The sequence below is a fragment of the Mesorhizobium sp. B3-2-1 genome, from assembly GCF_006439515.1.
Taxonomy (GTDB): Bacteria; Pseudomonadota; Alphaproteobacteria; order Rhizobiales; family Rhizobiaceae; genus Mesorhizobium.
The window spans coordinates 336,825-362,365 of record NZ_VFTI01000001.1; the positions used below are offsets into that span (position 1 = coordinate 336,825).

Sequence of the window (25,541 nt, forward strand, 5' to 3'; positions counted from 1 at the left end):
TGACGACCCTATGCCGACGTTCAGAGCACCTGCACCAGCGTGGCACGTGCCGCCCTAAGGCTCGAGACAGACGAAGGATTTCCATCCATTCGCATCGGGGCCGAATTTTGGTAAGCTGCCGCAGGGCAAACGGGTGGAGCTGTTGTTCCGGTGGTCAACGATCGTCTTCTCGAACGCAAGATGACCGAGATCGAGCAAGCGCGAGCATGGAGCCCGCGCGTCATCTCAAAATTCGAAACGCTTATCAGGAGCGGCGACGACCTTGCGCTGTATCGGGTCAATCCGCTGGCCTTCGCCCGCGACCGCGCAATCGCCGAGCCTGAAGCAATCGACCTCTTCCTTCACGCGGCTCGCTGCGGCCTGTTCGATATGAGCTGGGACGTGCTCTGTCCCCAGTCCGGGATGGTGCTCGACAGTTTCGGCGCCCTGCGCACGCTGCAGACCCATTACGTCTGCGGCCTGTGCGACGTATCGGGCGATACCGACCTCGACGACTTCATCGAGGTCTCCTTCTCTGTATCGCCCCATTTGCGGCGGCTTCCGTTCCACGAGCCCGAGACGCTCTCTGTCGAGGATTTTCATTGGAAGCTACGCTTTGGCAATGACGGACGGCTGCCCGGGCAGGACGTACGCTTTCTGGACCTTTTGCGAGGCTTAGTGCGGGGCATGACGTTCCTGCCTCCGGGCACCACAACAATGCTGCGCGCCGACCTCCATGCCGGATCCCTGTCGGGCGTCAACGTGCAGACACAGGCTGCGTTCGCTGTACCTATATCAGGGGATCCGGTGTCGGCACCGACACTTCTTAAGATCAACTATGACGGCAAGCGTTTCTTGCCGGCGTTGCCGGTCGTGCCGCCCGGTCCGGTTGTCATTGAGGTTGCGAATACCGGGCCCGGTCGTGGCGCGTTGCTTCTCATCAACTGGCCGCCCGAGCTTGTCGCGTTGAAGACCAAACCGGCGCTCGATTTCGATCCATATGTTTCCGGCGGGGCTCTGCTTGCGCGGCAAACCTTCCGCCAGCTCTTCCGTTCCGAGCGTGTCGACGAGAAGGAGGGGCTCGGCATCCGGCAGATCACCTTCCTGTTTACGGACCTCAAGGGTTCCACCGCCATGTATGAGCGCCTGGGCGATCTCAACGCCTATGCCCTCGTCCGCGAGCATTTCGCGCTTCTCAATGCTGCGGTCCACCAGCATTCCGGCGCCGTTGTAAAGACGATCGGAGATGCGGTGATGGCAGTATTCTCGCGGCCACCGGATGCGATTTCGGCCGCTCTTCACATCTTTGAAGAAATCGATCGCTTCAATGGCGACAATGTCAGGCCGGGTATTATCCTGAAGATGGGTGCCCACTGCGGTCCATCGATCGCCGTCACGCTCAACGAGAACCTCGACTACTTCGGCCAGACCGTTAATGTCGCCGCACGCGTGCAGTCACTGGCGGAAGCCGGGCAGATTTGCATCTCCGAAGCGCTCTATTCCGCGCCAGGCGTGAGCGACCTGCTTGCCGGCCTAGGCATCGTCGCGTTTGATGCGCCTCTTCGAGGTGTGGAGGGCGATGCGACTGTCTATCGCATTATGCGGGGATAGACGCACACGGTGATGCCTACGGCTGCCTTCATGGGTACAGCTGTGTCAGAGCCCAGATAGGCAGCGCCTATGCGCTCGTCTGCAATCCGTTCCTTGGCCGGCCCTGCATGGTCATGCACCCAGTTTCCATCACATAGCCTCGGACGGTGATGCCCCAACGGGATATGCGTTCTGCTCTACCAGAAGCCCCGTGACGCCCAGCGTCTTTGAATTGCGGATCCCATGACGGATTTGCGCGACCAGACCCTACGCAATGGTCTAGCTTGAACGATGGACTCTTGTACCACAACATCGGCTTCTTCAACGTAGAAGCACTGGCGGCATAGATGATGTCGTTGTTTGCCGATTTTGACCGGAAGGTTAACAGCACGATGCCACTCATGATTCGACGGTTGGGAACCAGGAACCTGGCGCGCCCGGCACAACGTCTCCGATACCTTGGCGGGACGTTCGTCCTGGTTGCCAGGGCGCTGATTGTTGGGATGGCCCTCTTGTTGGCGGGTCCGGCACAGGCGCAGGCGCCGGCGACCGTCCCGCCTGAAAAGGTCAAACAGCTATTCGAGCTTCTCGACGATCCATCAGTGAAGGCCTGGGTGGCCGAACAGCGAAATCAGGACGCCGGGTCAACGGGAGCGCCTGCCAAGGCAGGAGCTTCTCCGGCCGACGCATCGTCCGACGCCGTGGCCGCACCAGGCCAGATGAATACGATGGCATCCTCGACGCTCGATCGGATCAAGCATCATATCGAAAGAATCATACAAACTTTGCCCTTGCTGCCCGGTCAGTTCGCGCACGTTCGCGCAAAGACCATGGAGGATATGTCCAGCAAGGGATCGGCCGGAATAATCATGCTGATCGCGGTGTTCATCGCAGCCGGCCTGGCGCTCACTTGGGCAACGTATAAGTTGACCCGTCCATTTCGCCTTTGGATTATCGCGCAACCGAAGGATACGCCCATTGGGCGAGTCAAGAAGATTGGTGGTCGCATGCTTTATTCCAGCACGCTGATCGTCTCGTTCGCACTGGGCAGCGCCGGCGCGTTCATGCTGTTCGACTGGCCAATGCTTATCCGCGAGATAGTACTGACATTTCTGATGGCGGCGGTCGTTACATGGGGTGTGCGCATGTACGTCATGGCCATGCTCGTCCCTTCCTTCATGAACGTCGAGAACGCCGTCGAGGTTCGTGCCTCGCCAATCACCAACGAAGCGGCTGACCATTGGTCCTATTGGCTACCCCGGATCGTTGGCGTCTTCGCCTTCTTCGGCGCCGCGTTCATCCTCTTGCCAGGTCTCGGCATCGATCAGGACGGAATGATGGTCCTGTCGCTGGGCGCCGATTTCGTGCTGCTGCTGCTCTTGCTGCTGGCCATTTGGCGTCGGCCAAGAACACAGCGAGTCGGTGCGCGCCACAGCGTTCACACGGAAGCGACATGGCTACTGACGGCTTATTTCGTCGTCCTGTTCCTGCAGCGCATCGCCGGCCTTTATGGATACTTCTGGCTTACCTTCGCCGCATTCTTCCTGCCGTTGGCAATCGTGACGACGCAACGCGGGGTTAATTTCGTCCTGCGGCCAGGTTCAGAAGATCTCGGCCGGCCGACGATCCCGGCGGTGACGATCGCTGTCATCGATCGCGGAATCCGAATGATTTTCATCCTGGCGGCGGCTTACCTTCTCGCGCGTGTCTGGGGTCTGAACATGCAATCCATGCGGGACAGCGATACGACGACGACCTTCATATTGCGCGGCTTGATCAATGTCGTGGTCATTGCCCTCGCAGCCGATTTCGGCTGGTCGATCATCAAAGCCTTGATCGAACGAAAGCTGGGCATCGATACACCGCACCCTGTGATCAGCGACGAAGAGGTCCCGATCCTCGATCCGCAGCAGGCGCGGCTGCACACGCTCTTGCCGATCCTCCAGAACATTCTGCTCGCATCGATCATCGTGATGGCGGTGCTGATGATGCTCGCCTCAATGGGTATCGAGATCGGCCCGCTGATCGCTGGCGCTGGCGTCGTCGGCGTGGCGGTGGGCTTTGGGGCACAAACCATCGTCAAGGACATCATTTCGGGCGTGTTTTTTCTGCTCGACGATGCGTTTCGTGTCGGCGAATATATTTCCTCGGGCAATTACAAGGGTACGGTGGAAAGCTTTTCGCTGCGCTCAGTGAAGCTGCGCCACCATCGAGGTCCGCTGTTCACGATACCTTTCGGTGAACTCGGGGCCGTCCAGAACCAAAGCCGTGACTGGGTTATCGACAAATTCAACATCACCGTCGGCTATAACACCGATATCGAATTCGCTCGCAAGCTGATCAAGCGGATCGGCCTCGAATTGGCGGAAGATCCCGAGTTCAAACACTGGGTGCTCGACCCGATCAAGATGCAGGGCGTACAGGAGTTCGGCGAGTACGGCATCGTGTTGAGGGTCAAGGCCACGACCAGACCGGGAGGCGCCTTCGCTATGAAACGCAAATTCTATGTACGCCTGCGCCAGGTCTTCAAGGAGCAGGGCATCGAACTCCCATTCCCGACCGTCCAGGTCCAGGGGCTACAGACCCCACATGAGGCAGAGAATGCGCCGTTGGACATTACACCCGAGCTGAAAATGGCCGTCGCGCAATCGCACACCATTCGTCGCAGAAAAAAAGCTGGCGCAACGGAATAGGAAAGAGCGCCGTCACCGGACCGACGTCGGGGATCGGCGATATCCAATATTCCGAGGCCGAGAGCATCCGGGTGGTGTTGGACAATCTGTCGACCACACCCAGCTGCGCTGGCTATTCACCGATCGAGAAAAAATCAATGCACCATATTGTTATTCGAAGGGCAGCCATCGACACCTTGTAGCCATGCGTTGCCGCGCTGGCGCATAGCATAGGCTCCCATCGAAAAGAGCTTCTTGCCGGCATGGGCTGGGTTGGCGGCGGTGTGCAGAAGGCTGGATTCCTTCGTGGCTTTTTGCTAGCAAGATTCAATGAACAACCGTCTGCCACCCGCCTGGGCAAAGCACCTCAAGTCTGGTCCCGCGCCGAAGCCGCGCTTGCCTCAAGCAAATCCGACACTGGCAAAACCACTCGTGCGCGCCGCCAATGACGTGCGCGCGCAGGCTGATGACCAATTGCTGATGCAGGCGTATGAACATCAACAGGCCAACCGGCTGGCCGAAGCTCAGGACATATGCCTTGAGGTGCTGTCGCGCACGCCGAATCATCCGCTGGCTCTCTACATCATGGGCACCGTTTATCTTGGCTACGACGACGAAGCGGCTTTGCGCTATTTCGGACGTGCGATCGCTGAGGAGCCAACAAATCCCTACTACCATCTTAGCCTCGGTGAGGCCTATGGTAAGCTGAGTGAATTCGCTGCTGCGATCAAACACATTCAATATGCCTTGGAAGTGCAGCCCGATCTTGTGGAGGCCCTTTGTGCCTTGGGGCGCGTTTATACCCAGTTCGACAAACCCGATCTGGCTTTGCCGCTTTATGAAAAAGCGCTGAAGGTCAACCGCGATCACCCCAAGGCGCGGCTCGGTATGGCGGCGGCGCTTACCGGCCTTGGGCGCATGGACGAGGCTGGTGTCTATCTCAAAGAGACGATCGAACGACGCGTCGACGTAGCGGCGGCTTACTACGAGCTCGTACAGAGCCGAAAGTTCACGGAAGAGCCTCTGGAACTCCAGTCGATCCTTCGCGAACTTGGCAGCCCAGGGCTCAAATCGGAGGCCGTGCAGAGTTTTCACTATGCAGCCGGTAAAGTGCTGAATGACCTCAAGCGCTACGCGGAAGCATTCGACCATTTCAACAAAGCGAAGCAGGCTGAAGGCTACAAGTTCGACATCGATCAGTATCGTCGCTTCATAGATCTAACGATTGAAACCTTCACGCCGGACCTGTTTGCCATGAGGTCTAACTATGGCAATCCTTCCGAAGTGCCTGTGTTTGTGGTCGGAATGCCGCGCTCGGGGACAACGCTTACCGAACAGATATGCGCCAGTCATCCCGAAGTTCATGGCGCGGGAGAACTGAGCAAGCTGAGGCGGGTGGCAAACGCAATTGGTCTCCAACCCTCCGCCCGAGATTTCAACAAACCAGTCATGACGATCACCGAAGGCTTGTCCAAGACGTTGGCGGAAGAGCATCTTTCCTATCTGCGGGAGCGCGCTCCAGTTGCACAGCGTATCGTTGACAAAATGCCGCACAATTTCGAGTTGATCGGCCTTCTTAGCCTGCTCTTTCCTAATGCGCGCATCATTCATTGCCGTCGCGATGCCATCGACAACTGCGTGTCATGCTTTGTCCTGCCCTTCAGTTCGGCACACAGCTACAATACAAACTTGCGCGCACTCGGGCTCTACTACCGGGAATACGACCGCCTGATGCGTCACTGGGATGAGGTTTTCCCCGATCGAATCTTCGAAAATCGCTACGAGATGCTTGTGGACGACCAGGAGGCACAGTCACGCCGGCTCATTGACTATCTAGGGCTGCCTTGGGATGACGCATGCCTTCGCTTTTTCGATAGGGAAGGGGCGGTCACCACGCCTAGCCGATGGCAGGTCCGTCAGCCGATCTACAAATCTTCCGTGAAGCGCTGGAAGAATTTCGAAGGCGAGATCGCTCCCTTGATCGAAGCCCTGGGGGACCTTGCCGATAGCTGATCTTCGGCAAGGCCGCTGTAAGGGCATTGGCAGCGCCCGGGAGGCAACGCGTTGAACCGGATTGAATGCCGCCGTCGTATGAAGCCGGTTTCGGCGAACAGCTATCAGCCGCGCCTGACCTAAACCGGTTCCAAAAAAAGATCGCGCTCCAGCCGAACGCCGCACTGGCTTGCGTCCGCATGTGCGCGGTGCTGTGCGGTAACTCCGCGATTCCCGACGGCTCCGGCCAGAACTGCTTCAAGACAATCAGATAGGATCGCCAAGCCGTTGCGGAAAGGCGATAAGTCGCAAAGGCGCGGCGGCAAGCTCGCGCAAGATTGCGCGTACAAAATGAAAAACCCGGCGGTTGCCCGCCGGGTTTCAATCTTTGTAAGCCCAAGCCTGTTAGAAGGAGCGCTGGAAGCGAAGCACGCCGCCGACGCTGTTCTTCTTGGTACCACCGGTCCAGTTGTAGTTGTTTCCGGTCAAGTCAAAAGTGTCAAACTTGCCTGCATGCATGTAGTCGACTTCGGCTGTGACCGTGAGGCCCGGAACGACGTCATAAGCGACATTCGCCGCAATGCCGAGGTCCTTCCATTGGTCGTACGAGGCTTGCAGATTGAACGAGGTCTTCTCGTTGAACTTGTAGGTGCCGCCGCCCCACACCGCCCAGTTGCCGCCCCACGGCTTATAGAAGCCGCGATCGCCAGCCGGATCATGAATGGTGTTATCATCGAGCTTCCCGTGGCTGCCGTAGCCGCCCATGATGAACAGCGACAGTGCACTGGAAACGTTCACATCCAAGCGGACCTTGCCGGACACCGATTCATAGTTGCTGTCGTAAGCGGCGACGCCCGTGATCGCACCCCAGCCCTGCGTCCACTTCACACCGCCGACGACATGCGGAACATAGCTGTCGATCGTGCCGACGCCATAGTAGTGCCCGTAGCTCTGATTGCCGCCGCCCGAGCCTTCTTCAAGCGAGACGATTGCCGAGAAACCGTTGCCGGCATCGAAGGTGTACTGCACGACGTTGGTGTCGAAGCCGCCGTAGGGGACGAGCGTGTCCTGGATGACGTTGCCGGCATAGCCGATGAACGTGTCGAAGGCCGATTCGTCCTTACCAACGCGGAGACCACCGAGCTGGATCCAGGCGAAGTTCAGCGAGATCCCAGTGTTCTCAGCGGCGTTCGGATCCAGATCGGCATTGTGGTTTTGGAAGTTGATGCGGGTCTCGGTGTAGGTCTTCAAGGTGCCGAGCTCGGTCTCCTGGCCGGTCCAGGTCTTCATCGAGAAGCGAGCATGCTTTTGAAAAGTACCCTGGTCCTTGCCGTCGACGACGTCGTGGCTGCGAGCACCATCGAATGACCCGATGTCACCGACGCCGATGTCGTAACGGATGTAGCCGCCAATGCGCAGGCAGGTTTCGGTGCCGGGGATGTAGAAGTAGCCAGCGCCGTAGACGTCGCAGATCTTGACGTATTCAGCGGGTTCCGGCTCGGCAACGACGACGGCGTCGGCGGCGCGCGCACCGGAAACTGCGATCAGGGCCGCAGCGGAGCCGAGAAGAAGGCTCTTGATGTTCATTTTCTGACCTCCAGTCAAAAGTTAAAAAACGGGTCTGGGTATTCTTTGCTGAAGGACAGCGTTCCCTGCCCCATCCCCACTACCGAAAAAGATGCGCACCGCGCCGCTTCCTCGAAACCGACATTACCCATGAGCCGGCGGCGTTCAACAACGATCGTACCGGCGAATGGACTGTTCGGCTGCTATCCCCCAGCGTTGTTGCACAAATGACACGATTTGGCCTCACTCAGAAAGCTCTCGTTAACCATCGGGACTGCCGCAACCGCATGTTTCCCGCCGAATCCGGCGATCGGCCGACGGAATCATGGCGAGGCCTGGAATCATCTGCCAGGGAATTGCCGCGGATCCGCCGCATCCGAGAAAAAGCCGATGTTCGGCGCGCTCACACTTTTCCACATGAAGACGCGGCCTTGTTGATTGTGCCGGCGCTCGGCTGCCGTCTCGGCGAAGCGCCCGGTTTGACCTGGAATGACATCAAGGAACATCGCGTCAGTTTCCGGATCCGCGTCCTCCTCCTGGCGAACACCTGGTACGGTCAAGCCGTCGGTGCCGCGCCGTGCCGCTCGCGCGCGGTCTTGCGGATGATTTCCGCGATTTCCGGGCTGCTGCTGCACAGCATCTGGAAATCCGCCGCGTGCAGCGACAGGAGGGAGACCGCCGTTGCGGCGCTGACGGTCGCCGAGCGCGGTTCGCCGCTGATCAGCGCCATCTCGCCGAAGAAGGCGCCAGGGCCAAGCTCCACCGGGTGTGGCGTCGCGACGCTGACACGGCCCTCCACAACGAAGAACATCCGATCCCCAGTCTCGCCCCTGCGGCAGATCACGGCGCCCGGCGGCAAATTACGAGGTCTCAACGCGCGCACGATCTCGACCAGCGTGGCCGGGCCGAGCTTCTGAAACAACGGCACGGCGGCGACCAATTGCCAATTGCGGACGAAATCCTCGCGGCGGATTTCTTGATAGAAGCCGGAGGCAAGAATACCGGCCCAGAGCGCGAAGACGCCGATGCCACACATCATGACCGCCCCGGCAAGGAGGCGGCCGGCGAAACTTTGCGGAATGGCGTCGCCGTAACCGGTGGTGGACAGCGTGACCACCGCCCACCACATTGCCTGGGGGATGCTGCCGAACTTTTCCGGTTGGATGTCGCGCTCGATGACATAGGCCGCGAGCGCGACACCGAACAGAACGACGCCGAAGAGCGTGGTGACGCCGATCAGGTTGCGCGCTTCGTTGGCCAGCACCCTGCCCAGTACCGGGAAGAAAGTCGAGTCGCGCAGCGGTTTCAGCAGCCAGACAGCACAGTAGAGGCTCCGGTCGGGCGTGCCGACGAGCAGAAATGCGGCGAGTGGAACCAAAACCGCGAGCATATCAACGGCGATTGCCGGCGTCCTGTCCCGAAGGTCTCCCGCCCAGCGCTTGAACAACGTCTCGGCCATCTGCAGAAGATAGGCGCCCCAAATGACCGCGAGCACGGCAGTCAGAGCCAGCCTGCTTCGTCCGGACATGTCCGGCATCGTGAGCGCAGCCACCGCCAGCAGCCCAGGCGCAGCCAGCACCGCGTTGAGCGGCGCGTAAATTCTCAGGAAAGGCAGTACCGACATTCTGTGCCCACGAGCGGATGCTATTCCTCCAGAATAGGATGCCTTCAAGGCAAGCGCAAAGGTGCTTACTTTCGCTGCGATGTTCATCACAACGGTGAAACTCAGATGTCCGGGAAAGTGAACAGACGCATGGTCCGACGTCGCATGCGCTCGAGCTGCAGGAGCCGGTGAGGTCAGCGCCGGCGCAACTCGAGGAGGCACTGTCGAGGGCTTCCGGCTTCGATCCCAGCCGCTCTGAGCGGACTTCGCGTACACAAAGGGATACGATCCATGAGATCCGATTCCCTTGCGGTAGTCCCGCCAGTCCAGAATGAGGCGGCCTACCTTGACGATATGGGTCCAATGACTAAGTACCCGCGCCTTGAATACAGCATGAAAGCCGTTCGCAAGGCAGGCGACCGACTGGCAAAACCTATGCAGTTCGGACGAGACATCACTGCCGGCCAGTATGTTGACGCACTCGAAATCTTCTCAATCGCCAATAGCTGGCGCGACTCGCACTTTCTGCCGATGCGGAGCGTTCGGTTCTCTGTCGGTCACCACATGCGAGCCCTGCGATTGAAGGGCGACATGGCATCGCGTCCGAAGCGCATGGCATCCATTCGTCGGAAGCTTCGAGAGTCCACCACCAATTTGGACACCATGAACGATATCGGCGGCTGCCGAGCGATCATGCCCGACATCAAAAGTGTTCGCATGCTTCTCGCATCGATGCGAGACAGGTTCCCCCACGAGATACACTCTCGGGAATTTGACTATATCGATGAGCCGAAGCCGGACGGCTATCGAAGTCACCATATTGTTTTCCAGTACCGACCCAGAGCTGCCGACACTGAGGCTTTCGAGGGACGACGCATCGAATTGCAAGTTCGGACCACACTTCAGCACTCATGGGCAACTGCAGTTGAGGCCGTCGGGCTATTCCGGCGCCAGGACTTGAAGCACGGAAAGGGCGAGCAGGATTGGCTACGCCTTTTCCAGCTTATGTCGGCGGAATTCGCGTACGTTGAGCAGTGTCCCGTTCCTATCGGTGTTCCGGATCACGATGACCGAGTGCGGGAATTGCGGGATATCAACACGCGTATAGGTGCGACAAGCATTCTAGAAGACATCAAGAATCTTACCCTCTACTCAGATAACTTCGTACAGCCGACGCAAAAATGTCGATACTATTTGCTGCAATATGGCAAAGATCATAACGTGACCATAGAACCATTCAGAACTATTATGTTGGGCGCACTGACGTTGGAGGAGATAGAGAAAAAAATCGAGCTAAGGGGTATTGATGTAACGGCTGCCTTGGTGGAAGTAGATAAAGTTGAAAAACTTGTTGAAATGTACCAGAATTATTTCGGGAACGTTTCCTTGTTTGTCCGTAATCTGAAATCCATCTGCACGGGAAAGGCGGATATCGAATACAGTCTAGCAGACTGTTGAAAAGGCACTCGCCACCGGACCGCAGCGGTGACTCACTGGTTCGGAAGGGATTCGGAGGTGACGAGTGCGCGGGGGCGACGATCGAACTGGCGAACTGTTCAGCTACGTTGACGTTGAGGCTGACGGAAGCCTGTAGACGCTCTCCCCCTCGACGAGCAACGCCTCACGGCTTGTAGCAAGGATACCGATCTCCGGCGCTTCGCGGAGCAAGGTCTCCGCAAGCCGAGCCGCGGCGTCGAGAACCAGTTCGCAGCTGTCTAACACCAGCAGCATACGCTTTTGACGGAGATGCGCGCCCAGATGCATGGTGGGATCACCGGATGTGTCATTTAGACGGAGCTGCGAAGCCAGCATCGAGGGCAGCGCTTGAGGGTTCGAAATCGGTGCCAGGTCCAGAAAACATAAGCCGTGCTCGTACGACGACGACAAGCGTTCTGCCACGCTAAGCCCCACGGTGGTCTTTCCTATCCCGCCTGATCCGACGATGGTTGCGAGGCGGAACCGTTGGAATCGCCCCTTGACGACGCTGATCGCCTCTTCCCGTCCGATGGGCTGCACGTCTTGCCGCCGCGAATGCTGCATCGGTCGAATTGCAATGTGACGTTGCGCTTTCACTCGCTCCATTTTTCTACGCCACTGGGCGCAATCGCGATTGCCTGACCCTGGGGAATCGGAAAGTCAACTACACTTCGCCTTGTCGAGCGCGAATTGGACAAGGCTCCGGATCGCTATCTCGTCATCAAGTTCGATGCTTGGATGTATCAGGACTTTGACGACGCGCGCGCCGCGCTGATGAGCGTGATCTCTGGGGCGCTCGAAAAGGCTGCGCCCGGCAGCCAGGATGGCAAAGCCGCCGTCTTCCTTCTCGACAATCACCGGCAGCGGCAGCCGATCGAGCCGCTTCGCCGATGGCTGCACGATGCGCGCTTTGAGCTTCAACCGCTTCGCCGCCCGGACAATATCGACACGATCGGCAAGCCGCTCGCCCGGACCAAGGTCGTGGCGGATCAGCAGGCTGGCGCAAAAACTGGGTCAGCAGCGTCAAGCAAACAACACCTCTGTCCAGCGCGACCATTATAGGCGCAATGGAATCCACTCACCCCCCCCGGCAAGGCAGCGAAATAGTGCTTACCTATCCATGCGACGCTTTCTCATGGTGCGCAAGCAGGTGTCAGAGAAATATTTTGAAACAGCAGTAAACATGAAATGTATATCTAAATTACATACTATTAAATATACGTTGTTTCTGCTGAAGTGCTCTGTCCCTGTGTTGTGTAAGCCCGCCGCCGACTCTCGGTGGGCCGCGCTCGGCCGCCAACGAAGGTCCGCTTTAGGGGCGTCGCCGAGGCACCCTGAAGGGCCGACATTGGGTGCATACCAGACATTCAGCAGCTGACCGTCCGCGTGCCGGCCATATCATCCTTTCCACATCGTCGATCGGAGAACAGCCTGTATGGACTCTGCGAGGTCGAGCTCGCTGCGCGCCTCGCGTTTGTCGAGTTGCATAGCTCAGCGACGGTCTATTTGGCAATGTTACCAAGAAATTGATGCAAATTAGTAATCACTAATACAGAATCCCGACCGGCGATCAGCGCATGGCTTCCACCGAATGCGTGGTGTAGTTAGTCCTTTTCGTCATGATTCAACGTTTGCAGTTCGTATCGCCCAGCGGCCCAGGCAAGCCCCTCTTCCAGCCGATCGTCCCCCCAGAATGTTTCGCCATCGATGACGAAGGCCGGGGAGCCAAAAATGTCATAGCTGCAAGCCGCGTCCGTCTCCGCCTTGAGACGCTCATGGGCGCGGGCGCCGTCAGCCTTGGCAATCACATCATCGACGTCCTCGGCCGAGGGGAGCCAGCATATGGCCCAGATGGGCGCGGCTGCCCAGTTCCATGTCTTCCAGGTACCACGTCCTGAAGCTTGCGACGGTGTAGGCCTCGCACCAGCCCTCTTCGGCCGCCACCATGGCGACCCGGTTGGCCAGAAGGTCCGGATCGGTCGGCAGCCCTTGGTTCGGGTCCGTTCGACAAGCCTATTTGCACGCCGTTGTACGCCAAAACCCTCTGTCGGCCTGAACGGGATTTACTTCCGAAGCAACGACGTGTCAGACAACCAACGGTCCGGAAGGAACGCAGAAAGCTATCGAAGACATCTGGCGCGAATGAAAAATGGAGGGTCGAGAGGGCAGCTGAACCTCTGCTATTGCCGCGTTTCCCCTACTCCCACTCGATCGTCCCAGGTGGCTTCGAGGTGACATCATAAACCACGCGGTTGATGCCGCGCACTTCGTTGATGATGCGCGTGGCGGCGGCACTCAGGAAGGCCATGTCGTAGTGGTAGAAATCAGCCGTCATGCCGTCGACCGAAGTGACGGCGCGCAGCGCACAAACGAATTCGTAGGTGCGGCCGTCGCCCATGACGCCGACGGTCTGCACCGGCAACAGCACGGCAAAGGCCTGCCAGATCGCGTCATAGAGGCCGGCCTTGCGGATCTCGTCGAGATAGATGGCGTCGGCCTCGCGCAGGATCTCCAGCTTTTCGCGCGTTATGCCGCCAGGACAGCGGATGGCGAGGCCAGGACCTGGGAAGGGATGGCGTCCGATGAAGCTTTCGGGCAGGCCGAGCTCCTTGCCCAGCGCCCTCACCTCGTCCTTGAACAGTTCGCGCAGCGGCTCGACCAGTTGCATGTTCATGCGCTCGGGCAGACCGCCGACATTGTGGTGCGACTTGATCGTCACCGACGGGCCGCCGGTGAAGGAGACGCTCTCGATGACGTCGGGATAGAGCGTGCCTTGTGCCAGGAAATCGGCGCCGCCGAGCTTCTTCGCCTCGTCCTCGAACACTTCGATGAACAACCGGCCGATGGTCTTGCGCTTCTTTTCCGGATCCGACTCGCCCTCGAGTGCCGAGATGAATTTTTCCGACGCATCGACAAGGATCAGCGGCAGATTGTAGTGCTGGCGGAACATCGCCACCACACCGGCGGCCTCGTCCTTGCGCATCAGGCCATGGTCGACGAGGATGCAGGTGAGTTGGTCGCCGATCGCCTCATGGATCAGAAGGGCGGCGACCGAGGAATCCACGCCGCCCGACAGCGCGCAGATGACCTTGCCCTTGCCGACCTGCTTGCGGATCGCCTCGACCGCGTGTTCGCGGTAGGCGCGCATCGTCCAGTCGCCTTCGATGCCGGCGATGTTGTGAACGAAATTCCGGAGCAGCCGGGCGCCGTCGGGCGTGTGCACCACCTCCGGGTGGAACATGATGCCGTACATCCTGCGCTCGACATTGCCGAAGATGGCGAAGGGCGAGCTTTCCGATTTGCCGAACACCTCGAAGCCGGGCGGCAGGGCGATGACGCGATCGCCATGGCTCATCCACACCTGATGGCGCTGGCCAGTGGCCCACAGGCCCTCGAACAGCGGGCTGTCCTTTTCGATCTCGACGAAGGCGCGGCCGAATTCGCGATGGTTGGAGCTTTCGGCGACGCCGCCCATCTGAACGCACATGGCCATCTGGCCGTAGCAGATGCCCAGCACCGGCACACCGGCGTCGAAGACGATCTGTGGCGCGCGCGGGCTGCCGATGTCCGATGTCGAGGCGGGGCCGCCGGACAGGATCACCGCTTTCGGATTGATGCGCTTGAACGCCGCCTCGGCCGACTGGAACGGCACGATCTCGGAAAACACGCCGGCCTCGCGGATGCGGCGGGCGATGAGCTGGGTAAACTGGCTGCCGAAATCGACAATCAGGACGGTGTCGGTGTGATTGGCTGTCGTCATGGCGAGCCTTTAGAGAAAGAAACGAGTCGGCGCAATGGGTTGCGTCGCCTGACTTTCAGAGAGGTCTCGCCTCGTCACGGGGTGATTCCGGCCGGAGCAAGCCCGAACCGATCGCCCGTTCGAGGCGCATGACGGCGTCGGCCAGCTTTTCGTCGATGACGTGCAGATACTCGGTCCAGTCGCCGACGTGCCTGAGATCGGCCGCGCCGTCGGAGATGCCGCGCAGCCCGATGATCGGAATGTCGAAAAGCTGACAGGCGCGCAAGCAGGCGAAGGTCTCCATGTCGACCATGTCGGCCTCAATCGTGTCGTAGGCCGCGCCGGTGATGATGGCGCCGCCGGTCGACAGCGTCGCCTCCTTGATTTCGGAAATGCGCAACGGCAGCGGCACAGTCACCGGCAGGTCGAGAAACGGCGTCGCGCCTTTTTCGAAGCCCAGCGGCGATGCATCGATGTCACGATAACTCACCGAGATGGCCTGGTAGATTTCTGCCTGCTCGAGGGTCCGGCTGCCGGCCGAGCCGAGCGATACGACGAGGTCCGGCAATGCCTTCTCGGATTTCAACCAGGAGAGCTCGGCGCCCAGCCGTACGCCGGCTTCGACCGGGCCGACGCCCGTCATCAGCGGGGTGAACAGCCGCTGCAGATGCGGGCCATATTCGGCCTGCGCCGCCATGACGAAGAGGACATCCTTGCCGCCAATGCGCACGATGTTGCTCATCGGATCATCCTGCTATGCCGTCGCGACCAACCACCGTCATCATCGTCCCGGTCATGGTGGCGATCAGCTTGGCCTCGCCGTCGGCGGCGAAGGCATAGGCCTGGCCGTCGGCAACGATAATGGTACGGCCGGGTTTGGTCACCGAACCGCGGAACAGAAAGCGCTCGCCGCGGCCCGGCGCCAAAAGGTTGACCTTGAACTCGATGGTCAGCACGCCGGAATTCTCCGGCATGAGCGAGAACGCCGCATAGCCGCAAGCCGAGTCCAGCGCGGTCGAAATGACGCCTGCATGCAGGAAGCCATGCTGCTGGGTCAGCGCCGCGGAATAGGGCATCTCGATCTCGATGATGCCGGGCGTCACCAACGTCAGTTCCGCGCCGATCGTCGCCATCGCCTGCTGACGTGCGAAGGATGCCCTGACGCGATCCTCATAGTCCGGAGCCGGTACGATCTTTGCTGCCATCGCCGTTGCCTTCGTTTGTCTGGCAAAGCTTATTGCAGAGGGATCGGTGGCAGGCAATCTCAATTGCTGCACTGCAACAATCGGTCTCGTAGGCCGTCGCCGTCCGAGTGGCTGCGACCTGGCGGGGAATCCGGCGAGCTTAGATGGTCCGGCGCAGCGCGCAGAAATAGAACCCATCAGTGCCGCTCAGCGCTGGCGACAGGGAAATATCTCCGCCAGCGCCGATCCGCGCCGCTGCTTGGTGGCCCGGAAAACGGCCGTCCCAGAGGGCGCGGTGATCGACCGGAGCAAAGCCGCTGCTGCGCTCACGAAACGCGGCGACCTGTTGGCCATTCTCCTCGTCGAACACCGAACAGGTGACATAGACCAGCAGGCCGCCGGGTTTGACATACACCTTGGCGGCATCGAGGATCTTCGCCTGCTCGCTCTTGCGGGCGTCGAGCTGTCTCTGCGTCAGCCGCCATTTGGCATCGGGACGACGCCGCCAGGTGCCGCTGCCGGTGCAGGGCGCGTCGACCAGCACGATGTCCATGTGACCGACCAGCGGGGCAAGCTCGGCCGGCTTGGTGGCGACCTGTACATTGCGGTTTTCCGAGCGGCGGATGCGGTCGAAGATTGGCGCCAGCCGCGCCTTTTCGGCATCATGGGCAAAGATCTGACCGTGATTGTCCATCGCAGCCGAGAGCGCCAACGTCTTGCCGCCGGCGCCGGCGCAGAAATCGAGCACCTGCATGCCAGCCGTCGCGCCGGCAAGCGCCGCCGCAATTTGCGACCCCTCGTCCTGGACCTCGAACCAGCCCTTCTGGAAGGCCGGCTCGGCCTGCACGTTCGGGTGTCGGCCGTCACCGTCGATCGGGGGAATGCGGATACCGTGGGGTGCGATCCTTGCGGCGCTGGCACCGGTCTGCTCCAGTTCGGCCAAGACCTTGGCGCGATCAGCCTGAAGCGTGTTGACCCGGATGTCGAGCGGCGGGCGTGTGGCGAGGGCGGCGCCCTCCTCGACCCATGCCTCGCCAAAGGCCCGCTCGAAAAGCGGTTCGCACCAATCGGGTATGTCGGCGCGAACCGCGGGCGGCGCGTCGGCAAGCCGGCGTTCCGCGATCGCCTGGAGTTCCGTGGCGCTGAGCAGCGGCGGCGCGAACTTGTCGCCTTCGAGCGTGGCGTTGAGCGACTGCCCCGTCTGGCTCCATTCGAGCAGCAGCGCCCCGAAACCGATGGCACGCGGCGTGTCTTCGCCCAGCAACCAGCCGGCGGAGCGCTTGTGGCGCAGCGCGTCGTAGACGATGTTGCCGATCGCGGCGCGATCACCGCCGCCGGCGAAGCGATGTGACAGGCCCCAGTCCTTCAGCGCGTCGGCCACCGGCCGGTGACGCCGGCCAATGTCCTCCAGCACTTCGATGGCCGCAGCCAGCCGTCCGCCCAGTCGCATTCTTCATTCCATCAAATCGAGCACATTATCTCGGTCTGCTCTTAGAGCCTTTCACGTCCGGATTGAACCCCGCCCGGTCTCGCCGCGAGCGCAAGCTGGCCATGGTCGGCAAACCTGTCCGATCAGTAAATCTTCGCGGCGGCTGGCGGCAGGCAGACCAGTATATGCAAGACTTCTAATGTTCATAATTGGCGTCCGCAAGGTTGGTGCGTGGCGCTACAGCTCTGCTTTCCAAGTTTTTCGGTTGGGAATACTCTTGCCGCCATGATTCGCGGCGCGGAAAACGTGGACCGGCGGATCGTCACGAGGAGAGGGCAATGAAGACTTATCTGGCGGAAGTTCTAGGCACATTTCTGTTGGTGTTCATCGGTACGGCGTCGGTGGTGACGGGCGGCTTCGGCGGCGCGCTGCCGCTTGGCCAGGAGGGCATCGGTCTGGCATTCGGCATTGGCCTCATCGCGGCGGCCTATGCGATCGGCCCGATTTCGGGCGCGCATCTCAACCCGGCGGTGACGCTCGGCGTGTTCCTTGCCGGCCGGCTGCCAGCCAAGGACGTCATCCCTTACTGGATCGCGCAGATCATCGGCGCCATCATCGCCTCGCTGGCGCTGTGGATCATCGTTTCCGGCCAGACGGGCGGCCACACCGGCGGCTTCGGCGCCAATGGCTGGGACGAGACGAAGTGGGGCATGAGCTCGGCGTTCCTGTGGGAGCTGATCGGCACGTTCACCTTCGTCACGGTGATCCTTGGCGTTACCGCTGAAAAGCACTCGACGGCTTTTGCCGGTCTGGTCATCGGCCTGACGCTGGCGGGCATTCACTTCGCCATGATCCCGGTCACCGGCACCTCGGTCAATCCGGCGCGTTCGATCGGCCCGGCGCTGTTTACCGGCGGTGCCGCATTCAGCCAGCTCTGGCTGTTCATCGTCGCGCCGCTGATCGGTGGCGCCATTGCCGGCGTCGTCGCCAAGGCGCGCGTCTTCGAAAAAGACTAAAGTTCGGCGAACTTCAAGAAAGGGCGCGGGGGATGATCCCGCGCCCTTTTTGCCTAGCGCGTTTCAGCTTTTGACGAAGGCGCTTCTGCAGTAATTTACACATTGGTCGCGTCAGGTTTCGTCGGCGTTGGTGTCCGAACCAGCCATCGAGTGCTTGATCTTGGTAAAGCCTGATCGATCGGACTGGGGTCGGAGAGTATTTGTTCAGGAATCATAGCCTTTGCGTCGGCGGCGCAGCCTTGAGGCTGCCTAGCTTGTCAGCGCCCATGCAGGCAGAGCGGACTAGATGCTTGCCTTCGGACCTCCCCGGCCTGCGCGAAGACGAGTTAGACAGGCACTTTTGCTCGGTGGCCGAGGCTGCTAATACTCGCGAAGATGGGGGAGAGAGATGAAGAGGATTGGGGCAACAGTTGTCGCGGTTGCGATTGGTGGCTCATGGGCCATGGCAGCCTCAGAAGCCGAGTTGGCTGAGGCTCGCGCAGTAGGTTTAGTCTATCAGATTCAGCAAAGCTACCGGGCTGGCATCCCGACCTGCAATATCGATCTCTTTAATGTCGAGCGCGCCGAGGCCAAGTCGGTCAGCTACATGCAGAATAACAAGCGCCTCTTCGACGAAAGTCTGCGCGAGGGAATGCGCGTATTTAACATGGGGGTGCGCGGTGGCCCTACCCAGACCGAGTGTGAGGAGCTTCTAGATATCGCGCAGCGGTTCGGCTTGGCGAGATAGTCACCGGAGCCAGGTCACCCTAGTGAGAGCAAATGTCCGAAGTCCTAGAAGCACTCGCTGGTAGCGACGATCCGCTGGAGCGCGAGCTTGCACGTGTTCTGAGAATCTATCAGGGCGTTCGAGCCTCTCGGGGCATGAATCGCAGTATTGGATATGAACCGAGGGACATAAGAAAGTTCGGAGCAATCGAGGTAATCGAGCGCAGGGTCCGAAATTTTTCCAGCGGTTTCGATCAAGGGCCCGCGGAACACAGCTATGAGGCCATAGTTCTTCAGTTTCCAGATCGTTTTCAGGCAGATCTTGTTGAGCTTGCGCGCCAGCGACTGGGAGCCGAAGAGGCCGAATTTGCTCCCACGGCGGACACCGAGATACTGGATCAAAGGGTTGCGCGATTGTTGCAGCGCGAACGCCTCCCCGTTCCAAAAGGATCGAAGACGGCCCAGACCACCGTCATTGCCGGGACGAAGTTCTTGCGCGACCCGAGAGTGAAAGCATACGTGCTCCAGCAAGCTCACGGTAGATGTGAAGCCTGCGGCACGCGAGCGCCTTTCAAAAGCCTGCTGGGCTTTGATTATCTCGAAGTCCACCATGTGAAACCGCTCGCTGCTGGCGGCAGCGACAGAGTGCAAAATGCGGTCGCAGTCTGCCCGAACTGCCATCGAGCCTTGCATCATGCTGTAGATGCGACTGAGCGCGCCTCCGGCTTGTATCGTAAGATCGGCCGGCTCATCCAAGAGTAGAGCCTAAACTCTAGCGCATGACCCACGAAAGGAACCGATTTTCGGGATCATGCGCAAAATCAAAGCGTTACAGCGACCGTGCAAGCCCGAGAGGCGCACACAGTCATAGTGCGCGTCATGTCTGAGCGGATCATGCGACGCGCTTAAGGTTCGCTTTGTGTACGTCGTTGCCCAAAACGCCAGGCACTCTGGGGCGACATGCAAACCGATCAGGCGATATCAAAGCGATCGGCGTTCATCACCTTGGTCCATGCCGCAACGAAATCCCGGGCGAATTTCTGCCCGGCATCCCCGGATCCATAGACTTCGGCCAGCGCCCGCAATTGCGCATGCGAGCCGAAGATCAAATCGGCGCGGGTGCCGGTCCACCTGACTGCCTTGGTCTTGCGGTCGCGCGCCTCGTAGACCTCTTCCGAGCCCGGCTCGGAGCCGGCAGCCGGATCCCAGACCGTGCTCATGCTGAGCAGGTTGACGAAGAAGTCGTTGGTCAGCGTGCCGGGCCTGTCGGTAAGCACGCCGTGCCTGGACTTGCCGGTGTTGGCGCCGAGCACGCGCAGACCGCCGACAAGCACGGTCAGCTCCGGCGCCGTCAGACCCAGCAACTGCGCCCGGTCGACCAGCATGGCTTCGACCGACATGGGCTGCTTGCCCCTGACATAGTTGCGGAAGCCGTCGACTTTCGGCTCGAGCGCGGCAAAGGAAGCAACATCCGTCTGCTCCTGCGAGGCGTCCATGCGGCCCGGCGTGAACGGCACCTTCACGTCGTTGCCTGCATCCTTCGCAGCCTTCTCGACAGCGGCGACACCACCGAGCACGATCAGGTCGGCCAGCGAGACCTTCTTGCCGCCAGCGTTGAACTCCGTCTGGATGCCTTCGAGCTTGGCAAGCACCTTCGCCAGTTCGGTCGGCTGATTGACGTCCCAGTCATTCTGCGGTGCCAGCCGGATGCGGGCGCCGTTGGCGCCGCCGCGCTTGTCGGAATTGCGGAAGGTCGAAGCCGAGGCCCAGGCAGTCGAGACCAGTTCGGAAACCGACAGGCCGGAGCCCAGAATCTTGGCCTTCAGCGATGCGATGTCCTGATCGCTGACCAGTTCATGATCGATCGCGGGGATCGGGTCCTGCCAGATCAGCTGTTCCTTCGGCACCAACGGGCCGAGATAACGCACGACCGGACCCATGTCGCGGTGGGTCAGCTTGAACCAGGCGCGGGCGAAGGCATCGGCGAACTGGTCCGGATGCTGGTGGAAACGCCGCGAGATCTTCTCGTAAGCGGGGTCGAAACGCAACGCGAGGTCGGTGGTGAGCATGGACGGCGCGCGACGCTTCGAGGGGTTGTGTGCATCCGGCACCGTGCCGGCGCCGGCGCCACCCTTCGGCGTCCACTGATGGGCGCCTGCGGGACTCTTCGTCAGTTCCCATTCATAGTTGAACAGGTTGTCGAAGAAGTTGTTGCTCCACATGGTCGGCGTCGTGGTCCAGGTGACTTCGAGGCCCGAAGTGATGGCGTCGCCGGCAATGCCCGACGCATACTTGCTCGACCAGCCGAGGCCCTGCGCCTCTATGCCGGCGCCTTCCGGCTCGGCGCCTACCAGAGAGGCGTCACCGGCGCCATGGGTCTTGCCAAAGGTGTGACCGCCGGCGATCAGCGCGACGGTTTCCTCGTCGTTCATCGCCATGCGAGCGAAGGTTTCGCGGATGTCGCGCGCGGCGGCGATCGGGTCTGGCTTGCCGTTCGGGCCTTCCGGGTTGACGTAGATCAGGCCCATCTGCACTGCCCCGAGATGGCCATGCAGCTCGCGATCGCCCGAATAGCGCTCGTCGCCGAGCCACTTGGTCTCGGAGCCCCAGTCGACGTCCTGCTCCGGCTCCCACACGTCGGCGCGGCCGCCGGCGAAGCCGAAGGTCTTGAAGCCCATCGATTCCAGCGCGACGTTGCCGGTCAGGATCAACAGGTCGGCCCAGGAAATCTTGCGGCCATATTTCTGCTTGACCGGCCAAAGCAGGCGGCGCGCCTTGTCCAGGTTGGCGTTATCAGGCCAGCTGTTCAGCGGCGCGAAACGCTGCTGGCCCGCTCCGGCGCCGCCGCGGCCGTCGCCGATGCGGTAGGTGCCGGCGCTGTGCCAGGCCATGCGGATGAACAGCGGCCCGTAATGGCCGAAGTCAGCCGGCCACCAGTCCTGGGAGTCCGTCATCACATGGTGCAGGTCCTTGATGACCGCATCGAGATCGAGGCTTGCGAATTCCTTGGCATAGTCGAAGTCCTCGCCCATCGGGTCCGACAGGTTCGACTGCTGGTGGAGAACGCCGAGGTCAAGCTGGTTCGGCCACCAGTCACGGTTGGTCCGGCCGGTGGATCCGTGCGCCACAGGGCATTTGCCCGCGCTGTTGTCGTCGGTTTTCGCGTCCATCTCTCACTCCAATTTTGCCGAGGTTTGATTTTGCCGAGGTTGATTTTTGCCAAGATTTTGGGGGCGGCCAGCGGCCCGCGCCAATCTGGAACCGTTCCAGACTAGGCCACACTGACGATAAAAACAAATTGCCTTTCCTGTTCATTTCGATAGGATTTTCTTATGATAGGCTTGACTGCATGATCGGATTGACAGTTCGCCAGATGCATTATTTCGACGCGCTGGCGCAGACGCTGCATTTCGGGCGCGCGGCGAAACTTGCGGGTGTCAGCCAGCCGGCGCTGTCCTCCCAGATCGCCGAAATGGAGCAACGGCTGAACTGCCGGCTGTTCGAACGCGGTGGCAAGTCGGTGCGCATGACGGACGACGCGATCGCTCTGTTGCCGCGTATCGAGCGCATCCTGGCTGACATACGTGACGTGGAAACGACGGCCCGGCGTGGTCGCACGGCCATGGAGGGACGCTTCCGGCTGGGCATCATCCCGACCGTCGCGCCCTATCTTCTGCCGCGCGCCCTGCCCGAACTGAAGAAGCATTTCCCGGCCCTGCTGCTCGAACTGCGCGAGGCGGTCACCACCTCCCTGGTCGAGGACACCGCATCGCGAAAACTCGACGCCTTCATCGCCGCGCTTCCGCTCGACCATCCCGGACTGATCACCGAAGCGCTGTTTCCCGACCGGTTCTTCCTGGCCGTGCCATCAGGCGATCCGGCCTTTGCCTCGCCGCCGGTTCCACCCGAGAGCCCGGCGCTGGAAAGACTAATGCTGCTGGAAGAAGGCCATTGCCTGCGCGAACAGGCGCTCGCCGTCTGCGGCAATGTACGGCCGGTGGCGATGGCAAGCTATGGCGCCACCAGCCTGACCACGCTCTTGCAGATGGTGGCGCACGGGCTCGGCGTCACACTCATCCCCGAAATGGCGGCGGGGCCGGCCGGCACCATTCCCGACCTCAAGATCGTGCCGTTCCAGGAGCCGATGCCGCAGCGCATGATCTGCCTTGCCTGGCGGCGCAACAATGCGCGGCACGGCGAATGCGTCGAACTGGCGAAGATTATCCGGGGTTTGGGTGCGGTGATGCTGGCCGCTTGAAAGCCGACAGCCGCTACAGCACCCGCGACAGGAACTCGCGGGTCCGCGGCGAAGTCGGATTGGCGATCATCTCGCGCGGTTGACGGGCCTTGTCCTGTGGGGCTCACTCGCGAAAGGTAGCCGCGCACCCGACTATCCCTACGCATTGACCGTCGCGCAGTATGATCTGTGGAAGCAACGCCTGCTCGCGGGCGGGGTGGCCCGGCGGAAATCGAAACCTTCGCCCCAAGCCTCACTGGCGACCGTCAGGCGAGAACCTGGTGGGCCGGATTGCTCAGGGCGGCCTCCAGCCCGGGTGCGGTCGCGGGCCTGCTCGAGGCACTACGCGATGCCGATGTCCGTCGCCTCCTGGCAAAAGTCTCCGCCCCTACGATGGTCCTCCACCGTTCCGGCGACCGCGCCGTGCGCATCGAGGCCGGGCGGTTTCTCGCGTCCAGGATTCCCGGCGCGCGGTTCATGGAGGTCGATGGCGACGATCACTGGTTCTGGGTCGGCGACCAGCGGTCGCTGCTCGACAGCATCAGCGCGCTGGTGCGACGCGGCTGATCCGGTCTTACGCCGTCTTTTGCGTCACCAGCCCGAGTTCCTCGACCATCGCCTGACGCATCAGGAATTTCTGCGGCTTGCCGGTCACCGTCATCGGCAATTCGGTGCGGAAGCGGATGTGGCGCGGCACCTTGTAGTGGGCGATCTGGCCGGCGCAGAAGGCCTTGATCTCCTGTTCGGTGGCCACCTGGTCGGGCTTGAGCACGATCCAGGCGCACAGCTCCTCGCCATATTTGGCGTCCGGGATGCCGAAGACCTGCACTTCCCGCACTTTGGGATGACGGTAGAGGAATTCCTCGACCTCGCGCGGATAGACGTTCTCGCCGCCGCGGATGACCATGTCCTTGACGCGGCCGACAATGTTGCAATAGCCCTCGGCGTCGATGGTGGCGAGGTCGCCGGTGTGCATCCAGCCGTCGCTGTCGATCGCCTCGCGGGTCTTTTCGTCGTCGTCCCAGTAGCCCTTCATCACCGAATAACCGCGCGTGCAAAGCTCGCCCGGCGCGCCGACCGCAACGGTGGCACCATCGGCGTCGATCGCCTTGACCTCGACATGCGGATGGATGCGCCCGACCGTCGAGACGCGCTTTTCCAACGGATCGTCAACGCTGCTCTGGAACGAGACCGGACTGGTCTCGGTCATGCCGTAAGCGATGGTCACTTGCGCCATATGCATCAGCGACACCACCTTCTTCATCACCTCGATCGGGCACGGCGAACCGGCCATGATGCCGGTACGCAGGCTGGAGAGATCGAAGGACGAAAAGTCCGGATGATCGAGCATGCCGACGAACATGGTCGGCACGCCGTAGAGGCCGGTGCAGCGCTCCTGCGCCACGGCTTTCAGCGTCAGGCCGGGATCGAAGCCTTCGCACGGAAAAACCATGGTCGCGCCCTTCGACACGCAACCCATCGTACCCATCGACATGCCGAAGCAATGATAGAGCGGCACAGGGATGCAGAGGCGGTCGTCGACGGTGAGCTTGATGGCCGAGGTGACGAAATTGCCGTTGTTGACGATGTTCAGATGGGTGAGCGTCGCGCCCTTGGGAGCGCCCGTCGTGCCTGACGTGAACTGGATGTTGATCGCATCGCCCGGCTTCAATCGCTCGGAAATGCGATCGAGGCTGTCATGCTCGTCGCGGCCGGCCATTGCCAACACATCGCCGAAATTGAACATGCCCGCCGAGTTCTCCTCGCCCATGCGGATGACGATCCTGAGCGTAGGCAGCTTCCTGGCTTTCAGCTTGCCCGGGATCGCCGTGGCGATCTCCGGCGCCAGCGTCTCGATCATGCCGAGATAGTCCGAGGACTTGAAGCTGGCCGCCGTCACCAGCGCCTTGCAGCCGACCTTGTTCAGGGCATATTCCAGTTCGGTCAGCCGATAGGCCGGATTGATGTTGACCAGGATCAGGCCGATGCGGGCGGTGGCGAACTGCGTCACCAGCCATTCCCAGCGGTTGGGCGACCAGATGCCGACGCGGTCGCCCTTGTGGAGGCCGAGCGCCAGAAAGCCGGCGGCCAGCGCATCCACCGTGTCCGACAGTTCGCCCCAGGTGAAGCGCTTGTCCTGGCCGACGAAGACGGCGGCATCGAGCGTGCCGTATTTGCTGACGGTGTCGGAGAAAAGCTCAGGGATCGTTTTGTCGAGCAGCGGCACGCCGCGATCGCCCGAGACATGTGCCCTGCCGTCCACGGGCGCGATAAAGACGCCGTCGGCGCGCGCGCCGCGTCCGCGCAGATTGGTGGCGTTCTTCAACTCGTCCAGATTGACCGGCATCGCTGT

20 protein-coding genes and 1 pseudogene are annotated in these 25,541 nt (G+C 60.8%); 9 read left to right on the forward strand and 12 right to left on the reverse strand.

Annotated elements, in window-relative coordinates; genetic code table 11:
* Positions 1 to 180 precede the first annotated feature (180 nt).
* The 3 genes from FJW08_RS01605 (at position 181) to FJW08_RS01615 (ending at position 6,254) form a co-directional block, all read left to right on the forward strand.
* A complete protein-coding gene (locus FJW08_RS01605; protein ID WP_140808413.1) occupies positions 181 to 1,590 on the forward strand; it encodes an adenylate/guanylate cyclase domain-containing protein in 1,410 nt (469 codons plus the stop codon).
* Between the two features lie 326 nt (positions 1,591 to 1,916).
* Positions 1,917 to 4,262, forward strand: a complete 2,346-nt coding sequence (locus tag FJW08_RS01610) for a mechanosensitive ion channel family protein (protein ID WP_246682142.1) — start codon at positions 1,917 to 1,919, stop codon at positions 4,260 to 4,262.
* Between the two features lie 309 nt (positions 4,263 to 4,571).
* The gene (locus FJW08_RS01615) at positions 4,572 to 6,254 is read left to right on the forward strand and encodes a tetratricopeptide repeat-containing sulfotransferase family protein (protein WP_140808328.1); all 1,683 of its coding nucleotides are present in this window, start codon (positions 4,572 to 4,574) and stop codon (positions 6,252 to 6,254) included.
* Positions 6,255 to 6,638: 384 nt separating this feature from the next.
* Here the strand turns inward: FJW08_RS01615 and FJW08_RS01620 are convergent, their stop codons facing one another.
* From FJW08_RS01620 to FJW08_RS01625, 3 genes are all read right to left on the reverse strand, one after another.
* Positions 6,639 to 7,820, reverse strand: a complete 1,182-nt coding sequence (locus tag FJW08_RS01620; RefSeq protein WP_140808329.1) for a porin — start codon at positions 7,818 to 7,820, stop codon at positions 6,639 to 6,641.
* Between the two features lie 320 nt (positions 7,821 to 8,140).
* Complete coding sequence (locus FJW08_RS32280) at positions 8,141 to 8,305, reverse strand: hypothetical protein (protein WP_181182807.1); 165 nt, start codon at positions 8,303 to 8,305, stop codon at positions 8,141 to 8,143.
* Positions 8,306 to 8,355: 50 nt separating this feature from the next.
* Complete coding sequence (locus FJW08_RS01625; protein WP_140808417.1) at positions 8,356 to 9,423, reverse strand: cyclic nucleotide-gated potassium channel; 1,068 nt, start codon at positions 9,421 to 9,423, stop codon at positions 8,356 to 8,358.
* A 342-nt stretch (positions 9,424 to 9,765) separates the two neighbouring features.
* Here FJW08_RS01625 and FJW08_RS01630 point away from each other — a divergent pair, with 342 nt between their 5' ends.
* Complete coding sequence (locus tag FJW08_RS01630) at positions 9,766 to 10,860, forward strand: RelA/SpoT domain-containing protein (protein ID WP_181182808.1); 1,095 nt, start codon at positions 9,766 to 9,768, stop codon at positions 10,858 to 10,860.
* Positions 10,861 to 10,962: 102 nt separating this feature from the next.
* Here the strand turns inward: FJW08_RS01630 and FJW08_RS01635 are convergent, their stop codons facing one another.
* Entirely contained in the window at positions 10,963 to 11,484 is a 522-nt protein-coding gene (locus FJW08_RS01635; protein ID WP_246682144.1) for a hypothetical protein, read from the reverse strand.
* A gap of 84 nt (positions 11,485 to 11,568) precedes the next feature.
* On the opposite strand from FJW08_RS01635, the gene FJW08_RS32815 reads away from it, so the two are divergent.
* Positions 11,569 to 11,940 (forward strand): P-loop NTPase fold protein, encoded by a 372-nt coding sequence (locus FJW08_RS32815; protein ID WP_140808332.1) that lies wholly within the window; start codon positions 11,569 to 11,571, stop codon positions 11,938 to 11,940.
* Between the two features lie 542 nt (positions 11,941 to 12,482).
* Here the strand turns inward: FJW08_RS32815 and FJW08_RS32820 are convergent.
* The 5 genes from FJW08_RS32820 to FJW08_RS01665 form a co-directional block, all read right to left on the reverse strand.
* The gene (locus FJW08_RS32820) at positions 12,483 to 12,686 is read right to left on the reverse strand and encodes a DsbA family protein (protein WP_246682146.1); all 204 of its coding nucleotides are present in this window, start codon (positions 12,684 to 12,686) and stop codon (positions 12,483 to 12,485) included.
* Positions 12,687 to 13,075: 389 nt separating this feature from the next.
* Positions 13,076 to 14,638 carry a glutamine-hydrolyzing GMP synthase gene (gene guaA, locus FJW08_RS01650; RefSeq protein WP_140808334.1) on the reverse strand — a complete coding sequence of 521 codons (1,563 nt, stop codon included), beginning with the start codon at positions 14,636 to 14,638 and terminating at the stop codon, positions 13,076 to 13,078.
* Between the two features lie 55 nt (positions 14,639 to 14,693).
* Positions 14,694 to 15,359, reverse strand: a complete 666-nt coding sequence (locus tag FJW08_RS01655; protein ID WP_140808335.1) for a 5'-methylthioadenosine/S-adenosylhomocysteine nucleosidase — start codon at positions 15,357 to 15,359, stop codon at positions 14,694 to 14,696.
* Positions 15,360 to 15,363: 4 nt separating this feature from the next.
* Positions 15,364 to 15,822, reverse strand: coding sequence for a PaaI family thioesterase (locus tag FJW08_RS01660; RefSeq protein WP_023686843.1), 459 nt, complete (start codon positions 15,820 to 15,822; stop codon positions 15,364 to 15,366).
* A gap of 139 nt (positions 15,823 to 15,961) precedes the next feature.
* Entirely contained in the window at positions 15,962 to 17,251 is a 1,290-nt protein-coding gene (locus FJW08_RS01665; RefSeq protein ID WP_140808337.1) for an RsmB/NOP family class I SAM-dependent RNA methyltransferase, read from the reverse strand.
* 317 nt (positions 17,252 to 17,568) lie between these two features.
* Between FJW08_RS01665 and FJW08_RS01670 the strand changes: the two genes are divergently transcribed.
* Both FJW08_RS01670 and FJW08_RS01675 read left to right on the forward strand, forming a co-directional pair.
* On the forward strand, positions 17,569 to 18,246 hold the full coding sequence (locus FJW08_RS01670; protein ID WP_140808338.1) for an MIP family channel protein: 678 nt from the start codon (positions 17,569 to 17,571) through the stop codon (positions 18,244 to 18,246).
* 388 nt (positions 18,247 to 18,634) lie between these two features.
* Positions 18,635 to 18,973, forward strand: coding sequence for a hypothetical protein (locus tag FJW08_RS01675; RefSeq protein ID WP_140808339.1), 339 nt, complete (start codon positions 18,635 to 18,637; stop codon positions 18,971 to 18,973).
* 44 nt (positions 18,974 to 19,017) lie between these two features.
* Here FJW08_RS01675 and FJW08_RS32825 read toward each other — a convergent pair whose 3' ends face one another.
* Positions 19,018 to 19,707 carry a hypothetical protein gene (locus FJW08_RS32825; RefSeq protein WP_246682148.1) on the reverse strand — a complete coding sequence of 230 codons (690 nt, stop codon included), beginning with the start codon at positions 19,705 to 19,707 and terminating at the stop codon, positions 19,018 to 19,020.
* Positions 19,708 to 19,922: 215 nt separating this feature from the next.
* Positions 19,923 to 22,121 carry a catalase/peroxidase HPI gene (katG, locus tag FJW08_RS01685; RefSeq protein WP_140808341.1) on the reverse strand — a complete coding sequence of 733 codons (2,199 nt, stop codon included), beginning with the start codon at positions 22,119 to 22,121 and terminating at the stop codon, positions 19,923 to 19,925.
* Positions 22,122 to 22,300: 179 nt separating this feature from the next.
* Here katG and FJW08_RS01690 point away from each other — a divergent pair, with 179 nt between their 5' ends.
* Together FJW08_RS01690 and FJW08_RS01695 are read left to right on the forward strand one after the other, a co-directional pair.
* On the forward strand, positions 22,301 to 23,209 hold the full coding sequence (locus FJW08_RS01690; RefSeq protein ID WP_140756681.1) for a hydrogen peroxide-inducible genes activator: 909 nt from the start codon (positions 22,301 to 22,303) through the stop codon (positions 23,207 to 23,209).
* A gap of 76 nt (positions 23,210 to 23,285) precedes the next feature.
* A pseudogene (locus FJW08_RS01695) lies at positions 23,286 to 23,755 on the forward strand (SARP family transcriptional regulator); the annotation flags it as partial.
* A 7-nt stretch (positions 23,756 to 23,762) separates the two neighbouring features.
* Here FJW08_RS01695 and FJW08_RS01700 read toward each other — a convergent pair.
* On the reverse strand, positions 23,763 to 25,535 hold the full coding sequence (locus FJW08_RS01700; protein WP_140808342.1) for an AMP-binding protein: 1,773 nt from the start codon (positions 25,533 to 25,535) through the stop codon (positions 23,763 to 23,765).
* Positions 25,536 to 25,541: the final 6 nt, after the last annotated feature.

What these genes read in the sequence shown, in the direction of transcription:
- FJW08_RS01665 (WP_140808337.1), bottom strand. Translation starts at nt 17,251, where the DNA reads ATGCGACTGGGCGGACGGCTGGCTGCGGCCATCGAAGTGCTGGAGGAC.
- FJW08_RS01700 (WP_140808342.1), bottom strand. Translation starts at nt 25,535, where the DNA reads ATGCCGGTCAATCTGGACGAGTTGAAGAACGCCACCAATCTGCGCGGA.
- FJW08_RS01605 (WP_140808413.1), top strand. Translation starts at nt 181, where the DNA reads ATGACCGAGATCGAGCAAGCGCGAGCATGGAGCCCGCGCGTCATCTCA.
- FJW08_RS01660 (WP_023686843.1), bottom strand. Translation starts at nt 15,822, where the DNA reads ATGGCAGCAAAGATCGTACCGGCTCCGGACTATGAGGATCGCGTCAGG.
- FJW08_RS01625 (WP_140808417.1), bottom strand. Translation starts at nt 9,423, where the DNA reads ATGTCGGTACTGCCTTTCCTGAGAATTTACGCGCCGCTCAACGCGGTG.
- FJW08_RS01620 (WP_140808329.1), bottom strand. Translation starts at nt 7,820, where the DNA reads ATGAACATCAAGAGCCTTCTTCTCGGCTCCGCTGCGGCCCTGATCGCA.
- FJW08_RS01610 (WP_246682142.1), top strand. Translation starts at nt 1,917, where the DNA reads ATGATGTCGTTGTTTGCCGATTTTGACCGGAAGGTTAACAGCACGATG.
- FJW08_RS01655 (WP_140808335.1), bottom strand. Translation starts at nt 15,359, where the DNA reads ATGAGCAACATCGTGCGCATTGGCGGCAAGGATGTCCTCTTCGTCATG.
- FJW08_RS01690 (WP_140756681.1), top strand. Translation starts at nt 22,301, where the DNA reads ATGATCGGATTGACAGTTCGCCAGATGCATTATTTCGACGCGCTGGCG.
- FJW08_RS01670 (WP_140808338.1), top strand. Translation starts at nt 17,569, where the DNA reads ATGAAGACTTATCTGGCGGAAGTTCTAGGCACATTTCTGTTGGTGTTC.
- FJW08_RS01635 (WP_246682144.1), bottom strand. Translation starts at nt 11,484, where the DNA reads ATGGAGCGAGTGAAAGCGCAACGTCACATTGCAATTCGACCGATGCAG.
- FJW08_RS32280 (WP_181182807.1), bottom strand. Translation starts at nt 8,305, where the DNA reads ATGTTCCTTGATGTCATTCCAGGTCAAACCGGGCGCTTCGCCGAGACG.
- FJW08_RS01615 (WP_140808328.1), top strand. Translation starts at nt 4,572, where the DNA reads ATGAACAACCGTCTGCCACCCGCCTGGGCAAAGCACCTCAAGTCTGGT.
- guaA (WP_140808334.1), bottom strand. Translation starts at nt 14,638, where the DNA reads ATGACGACAGCCAATCACACCGACACCGTCCTGATTGTCGATTTCGGC.
- katG (WP_140808341.1), bottom strand. Translation starts at nt 22,121, where the DNA reads ATGGACGCGAAAACCGACGACAACAGCGCGGGCAAATGCCCTGTGGCG.
- FJW08_RS01675 (WP_140808339.1), top strand. Translation starts at nt 18,635, where the DNA reads ATGAAGAGGATTGGGGCAACAGTTGTCGCGGTTGCGATTGGTGGCTCA.
- FJW08_RS01630 (WP_181182808.1), top strand. Translation starts at nt 9,766, where the DNA reads ATGACTAAGTACCCGCGCCTTGAATACAGCATGAAAGCCGTTCGCAAG.